The sequence below is a fragment of the Sporosarcina ureae genome, assembly GCF_029267015.1.
Lineage (GTDB): Bacteria > Bacillota > Bacilli > Bacillales_A > Planococcaceae > Sporosarcina > Sporosarcina ureae_D.
The window spans coordinates 1-6,327 of sequence record NZ_JARIEA010000053.1 but is presented as its reverse complement, the minus strand read 5'-3'; the positions used below and the strand labels follow the sequence as shown (position 1 = coordinate 6,327).

The window sequence follows — 6,327 nt, the reverse complement described above, 5'->3', positions numbered from 1 at the left end:
ACGCCGGTACATCAGGTCGCTCTGGATGAATATCATAAAACGTCTGTAGTATATTCTCCATTTCATCTGTCAGTAAATCTTCAACTGTCACAGCCTCATTTCGTTCACAGCACTTTTTATATTTCTTTCCACTGCCACATGGACATGAGTCATTACGTCCAACCATTAAAACACTTCCCTTTTTAAAATTACTACATCTCTAAGTGTACCAAATGGAAGGCGAGTTCGCATGATATATGTATAGTAAATAGAAGCTTTGAATACGAAAGGTCATTCTTTGAATCGGCTAGATTCAAAGAATGACCAATTAAATTATATCAAGTTTCCAAACTGTGGACGAATTGCAATACTTCCTCTGCAGTAGATAGGGAAAGAATATGATCTATTTGATTTTCTAAAGTGGCCTTAGATAATTTCTGGATTTGTGAACGTGTACGAAGTATGGAAGATGCACTCATGGAAAACTCATCTAATCCCATTCCAAGCAGTATAGGAATTGCCGTTTCATCACGTGCCATTTCTCCACACATTCCTACCATTTTACCTTCTTTGTGAGCCGCATCAATAATCATTTTGATAAAGCGTAAAATAGATGGATTATACGGCTGGTAGAGGTAAGAAACGTGTTCATTCATCCGATCAGCAGCCATCGTATACTGAATTAAATCATTTGAACCAATGGAGAAGAAATCTACTTCCTTGGCAAATACATCAGCCAATATAGCTACAGCCGGTGTTTCAACCATAATTCCGAGTTGAATCGTCTCACTTACTTCGATTCTTTCACTAATAAGTTGTTGCTTTACGTCTAAAAATATTTCTTTTGCTTGCCTGAATTCATTAATCGTTGCGATCATCGGAAACATGATCCGCAAGTTGCCATATATACTGGCACGCAATAAAGCGCGTAACTGTGTTCTAAACATCTCTTCATGATCAAGACATAGACGGATTGCTCGTAATCCTAAGAATGGGTTGGCTTCATCTGGAAGTTGTAAATACGGTAATTCTTTGTCTCCACCAATGTCCAGAGTACGAACAATGGTAGCGCTTCCGTTCATTTGCTCTAGCACGCTTTTATAGGCTTCAAACTGTTCTTCTTCAGTAGGAAATTGTTTTTTCCCCATGTATAAAAACTCTGTGCGGAATAATCCGATCGCTTCTCCACCATTTTTCAAAACACTTTCTACATCATCAGGTGTGCCGATATTTCCCGCCAATTCAACACGATGACCATCAAGCGTAATGGCAGGCTCGTTCGCAAGTAATTGCCATTCTGCCTTTTGTGCAGCATATGCCAGTTGTTTTTGTTGATAGGATATTAATGTGTCAGCATCAGGATTGATAATGATTTTGCCAGATTCACCGTCCACGATAATCATATCGTCATTTTGAATTGTAGCCATTGCCGTTTTGCTTCCGACAACAGCAGGGATTTCTAGTGTTCTTGCTAAAATAGCAGAATGGGAAGTAGGTCCTCCAATATCTGTCACAAAACCTTTAATTAAAGCAGGATTCAATTGAACCGTATCGGAAGGTGTTAGATCTTCCGCGATGATGACCACTTCTTCAGAAATAGCTTCTGGCGTCTGAATACTGACACCAAGCAAATGGGAAATGATTCGTTTCGTCACATCTCGAATATCAGCAGCGCGTTCTCTCATATATGGATCATCCATCGCTTCGAAAATTGAAACGTATAAGTTTGCTGCCTCTTGTACTGCATATTCAGCGTTTACGTGTTGCGTCTGAATTGTATCTGTAATAGCCGCTCGTAATTCTGGATCGTCGAGAACAAGTACATGTGCACTGAAAATAGCTGCCTCCTGCTCACCGAACTTTTCTTGTGTCTGTTTCTGAATCGTCGTCAATTCTGATCGGGAATGAGATAGAGCGTTTTGTAGACGATCTATCTCTGCTGACACGTCTGAAATGGATTCCTTCAGTACAGTCAACTCCGCATTTTCTAGACGAAAGGCTTTGGCGATAGAAATACCATTGGAGGCTGCGATGCCCTGAAGGATCTTTTCCATTAGTCTTCTGCGCCTTCAGATCGTAATAATTCCTCCAGCTTATTCATCGCGTCTATTTCATCTTCACCATCCGCAATTAATGTAATTGTAGATCCTCCAGCGACGCCAAGTGACATCACACCAAGAATAGATTTTAGATTTACCTTTTTTTCTTTATACTCAAGTGAAAGCTCTGATTTAAAAGGGGTAGCAGCAGCGACCAATTGGGCAGCTGGACGAGCGTGAAGACCTTCACCATTGCTGAATACGAATTGTTTTTTTATCATTACGAAAACCTCCTATGAATTGTTTTGAATGTTTTTGACTGCTTATGAATGATTATGATGGATTTTATTGAAAAATTCAAGTAATATGGTGTTATTGATAGAGAAGGTGGGTTGCATATGCTGACAAATGAACGGTTTGAATTGATTTTAAATAAATTAGCTACTCATAAAACAGTAAAGATCTCAGAATTAGTAGAAGCAACCAGCGCATCGGAATCTACCATTCGAAGAGATTTGACTGAACTTGAAACACTTAATAAACTTCAGCGTATTCATGGTGGAGCTACGATGCCAGATCGGGATATGCAGGAACTTAGCATCTCAGCGAAGTCAGAAAAGTATTTAGCAGAAAAAGTTCAAATTGCTTCATTGGCTGCGGACCTAGTAAAAGACGGAGATTTTATCTATCTAGACGCAGGTACAACTACGTATCAAATGATCCCTTTTCTAAGAGACCGTAATATAACGGTTGTAACAAATGGACTGACACATGTGGAATCGTTAACTGAGCATGGTATCTCCTCTTATTTAATTGGAGGTTATGTCAAAGCGACAACAGGTGCACTTGTAGGGCAACAGGCAACGACATCATTGAAACAATATCATTTCAATAAATGCTTTCTCGGTACGAATGGAGTGGATTCAGTTCATGGCTATACGACTCCTGATCCTGATGAAGCATCAGTGAAAAATTTGGCTGCTGAGCTATCAAGAACCACGTACATTTTGGCAGATCATTCCAAATTGAGGAAAAGTAGTTTTATTAAATTTTTATCTATCGATCAAGCGGTATTACTAATAGATAAATTACCAGACGAAATCTTGAATGAATTAGAAGAAAAAACGTTAGTAAAGGTGGTACAGAAATGATTTATACATGTACATTCATGCCATCAGTGGACTATACCACTTATATACCCACTTTTGAGCTTGGAGAACTGAATCGTTCAAATGATGTGTATTATTACCCTGGAGGAAAAGGTATAAACGTATCGAGGGTAGTCAAAAGACTAGGTGTAGATACTATAGCAGGCGGCTTCATTGGCGGTTTCACAGGAGATTATATTGAAAGCTTTTTACGAGATGAAGGAGTAAAAACGGATTTTATTCGGACACCAGAAAACACTCGAATTAATGTGAAGATCAAATCTACCGAAGAAACAGAATTAAATGGACCAGGGCCTGATTTGAATGAACAGAATATTCAAAGCCTTATCGAGCGAATTGGACTATTAACAGAAGAAGATTGGTTGATCATTGCCGGAAGGATACCAACCTCGTTACCTTCATCTTTTTTAACAGAACTTGCGACACATTGTGAACAAAATAAAGTGAAGCTGGTAGTAGATACGTCAGGGCCAGCTTTGAAACAGATTATGGAAATAATCAAACCGTTCTTCATCAAACCTAATGTACAAGAACTTGAAGAATTGGTTGGTAAGACTATACACAGTAAAGAAGAAGCGATTGTTTACGCCAAAGAATTAATAGGTAACGGAATTCAACATGTAGTCGTGTCGATGGGTGGGGAAGGTGCTCTCTATGTATCTTCCGAAGAAACCTTGATTGCCACTGTACCAAAAGGAAAGCTAGTTAATTCAGTAGGCGCGGGAGACTCACTAGTATCCGGTTTTATTGCGTCTTATTCTCAGGATGGTTGTGCGGAAAAAGCATTCAGATATGGCGTAGCAAGCGGAAGTGCCACTGCTTTTCAATCTGATTTATGTAAAAAAGAAGATGTTGAATCGTTAGTAAGTCAAGTGATTATTAGCAAACAATAGGAAGAGGTGCTATTTTATGAAAATTACACAACTCTTGACGGAAAAGACAATTAATCTGCAGTTGCAGTCCAGCTCCAAAGAAGCGGTACTATCAGAACTAATCCAGCAACTACATGATGCGGATAAACTGCATGATAAAGAACAATTTACAAATGATATACTACAACGTGAGAGTCAGAGTACAACGGGGATTGGTGAAGGAATTGCGATCCCGCATGCGAAGTCAGCTGCAGTGCAAACACCTGCTATCGCATTTGGTCGATCTATTGAAGGAATAGATTTTGAATCGCTTGATGGTCAACCTGCACATTTGTTTTTCATGATTGCTGCGAGTGAAGGGGCTAACAACGATCATTTGGATGCACTGTCTAGATTGGCTACATTCTTGATGGATACGTCATTCCGCGACAAAATCTTGTCTGCACAAACAGCGGCGGACGTATTGCAAGCTGTTAATGAGAAGGAATCGGAATTAGATGAGGAATCCGTGGAAGAAGTACAAACAGCTCAAGAAGAGAAGTCAACTGTACGCCTGCTAGCGGTCACTGCGTGTCCCACAGGAATTGCGCATACGTATATGGCTGCTGAAAAACTGAATGAGAGAGCAAAAGAACGTGGTCTTTCTTTGAAAGTCGAAACAAACGGTTCATCAGGTGTGAAGAATAGATTAACCGATGCAGAAATTGCGGAAGCAGACACCATTATTGTCGCGGCAGATACGAAAGTCGAAATGGCACGATTTGCTGGTAAACATGTTATTCAGACGAAAGTCGGGGATGCGATCTATGAAACCGACGCGTTACTGGACAGAGCGATTCAAAAAGATGCACCGATTTATCAACCTGAAAAAGGTCAGGAAGATACATCATCTGGCGAAAAGAAAAGCGGTTTTTATAAGCATTTGATGAATGGCGTATCCAACATGCTACCATTCGTTGTCGGTGGGGGGATATTGATAGCGCTCTCTTTCTTTTGGGGAATTGAATCATCCAATCCTGACAGTCCCGAATATAATGCTTTTGCAGCCATGCTTAACACTATAGGCGGTGGCAAAGCGTTCTTCCTAATGGTTCCTGTATTGGCTGGTTTCATTGCTTCAAGTATAGCGGATCGACCTGGTTTTGCTCCTGGTATGATTGGCGGTTTGATTGCTATCACAGTTTCGGGTGTAGATGGAGCAGATGGCGGTTCTGGATTCTTAGGCGGTTTGATTGCGGGATTCCTAGCAGGATACATTACTTTACTCGTCAAAAAACTGTTTGCCCGTTTGCCTAATTCATTGGAAGGGTTAAAGCCGGTACTGTTTTATCCAGTTTTCAGTATTGCAGCGACAGGATTAATCATGTTGGTCATCAATCCGCAGTTGGCTAAACTATACACAGGATTCTCTACTTTCCTTGAAGGAATGGGTGGGACAAATCAAATTTTGGTTGGCTTAGTCATTGGTGGTATGATGGCTGTGGATATGGGTGGGCCTATTAATAAAGCAGCGTACACATTCGGTATTGCGATGCTTGACGCACAGAACTTCCAATTTATTGCGGCTGTAATGGCTGGCGGTATGGTACCACCGCTTGGGATGGCTATAGCGACTACATTATTTAAAAATCGTTATACAAAAACTGAGCGTGAGGCTGGTAAAACAGCATATGTGCTGGGTGCTTGCTTCATCACAGAAGGTGTCATTCCGTTTGCAGCAGCTGACCCATTGCGGGTAATTCCCGCTTCCGTAGTGGGGGCAGCAACGGCAGGTGCACTGACGATGGCTTTTGATATCGCCTTGCGTGCACCACATGGTGGAATCTTCGTCATGGGTCTAGTTGAAGGTGGAATCAGCAAGATTCTGCTCTACGCTTTAGCAATTGTCGTGGGTTCTATCATTACAGGACTGCTTGCAGGAATGTTACGGAAGAAGCCTGTTTAATTTTGAGTTATATAATTAATAAGAGCTGGCCATGCGAAGTGATCAATTTGACACTGCATGGCCAGCTTTTTACTATTTCTATCCTATTCTCCTGCAACATGGTAAACTATTCTGAATGAGTACTGCCGTATGAGATAGAAAACTATTGCTATATCATACGGCAGTGTATGGTGACGTTTTAGACAAAACTATACCGAAGTGGAATACCATTCGGCACCTTTTAAAAGTATCTCTCAGTTCAGTGTGGAAACTGCAGGTACGTTCGATATGGATGCGGAATTGAAAATCTGGATATCAAGTTCCGAGACACCACAAATCCAAAA

Annotated in this window: 6 protein-coding genes and 1 pseudogene; 4 read left to right on the top strand and 3 right to left on the bottom strand. The window is 40.8% G+C overall.

Features of this window, described 5'->3' with window-relative positions; all coding sequences use genetic code 11:
• From Q7P97_RS08570 to Q7P97_RS08560, 3 genes are all read right to left on the bottom strand, one after another.
• The coding region (locus tag Q7P97_RS08570) for an SEC-C metal-binding domain-containing protein (protein ID WP_303968793.1) at positions 1–166 on the bottom strand (166 nt) is incomplete at its 3' end.
• Positions 167–317: 151 nt separating this feature from the next.
• Positions 318–2,033 (bottom strand): phosphoenolpyruvate--protein phosphotransferase, encoded by a 1,716-nt coding sequence (ptsP, locus tag Q7P97_RS08565; RefSeq protein WP_303968792.1) that lies wholly within the window; start codon positions 2,031–2,033, stop codon positions 318–320.
• Positions 2,033–2,299 (bottom strand): HPr family phosphocarrier protein, encoded by a 267-nt coding sequence (locus Q7P97_RS08560; protein WP_099624731.1) that lies wholly within the window; start codon positions 2,297–2,299, stop codon positions 2,033–2,035. Before Q7P97_RS08560 ends, ptsP begins: the two co-directional genes overlap by 1 nt.
• A 117-nt stretch (positions 2,300–2,416) precedes the next feature.
• Here Q7P97_RS08560 and Q7P97_RS08555 point away from each other — a divergent pair, with 117 nt between their 5' ends.
• From Q7P97_RS08555 to Q7P97_RS08540, 4 genes and pseudogenes are all read left to right on the top strand, one after another.
• Entirely contained in the window at positions 2,417–3,169 is a 753-nt protein-coding gene (locus Q7P97_RS08555; RefSeq protein ID WP_303968791.1) for a DeoR/GlpR family DNA-binding transcription regulator, read from the top strand.
• A complete protein-coding gene (pfkB, locus tag Q7P97_RS08550; protein ID WP_303968790.1) occupies positions 3,166–4,080 on the top strand; it encodes a 1-phosphofructokinase in 915 nt (304 codons plus the stop codon). The genes Q7P97_RS08555 and pfkB overlap by 4 nt, the downstream gene beginning before the upstream one ends.
• Before the next feature lie 16 nt (positions 4,081–4,096).
• On the top strand, positions 4,097–6,004 hold the full coding sequence (locus Q7P97_RS08545) for a PTS fructose transporter subunit IIABC (protein ID WP_303968789.1): 1,908 nt from the start codon (positions 4,097–4,099) through the stop codon (positions 6,002–6,004).
• Between the two features lie 195 nt (positions 6,005–6,199).
• Positions 6,200–6,327: pseudogene (locus Q7P97_RS08540) on the top strand (PH domain-containing protein); the annotation flags it as partial.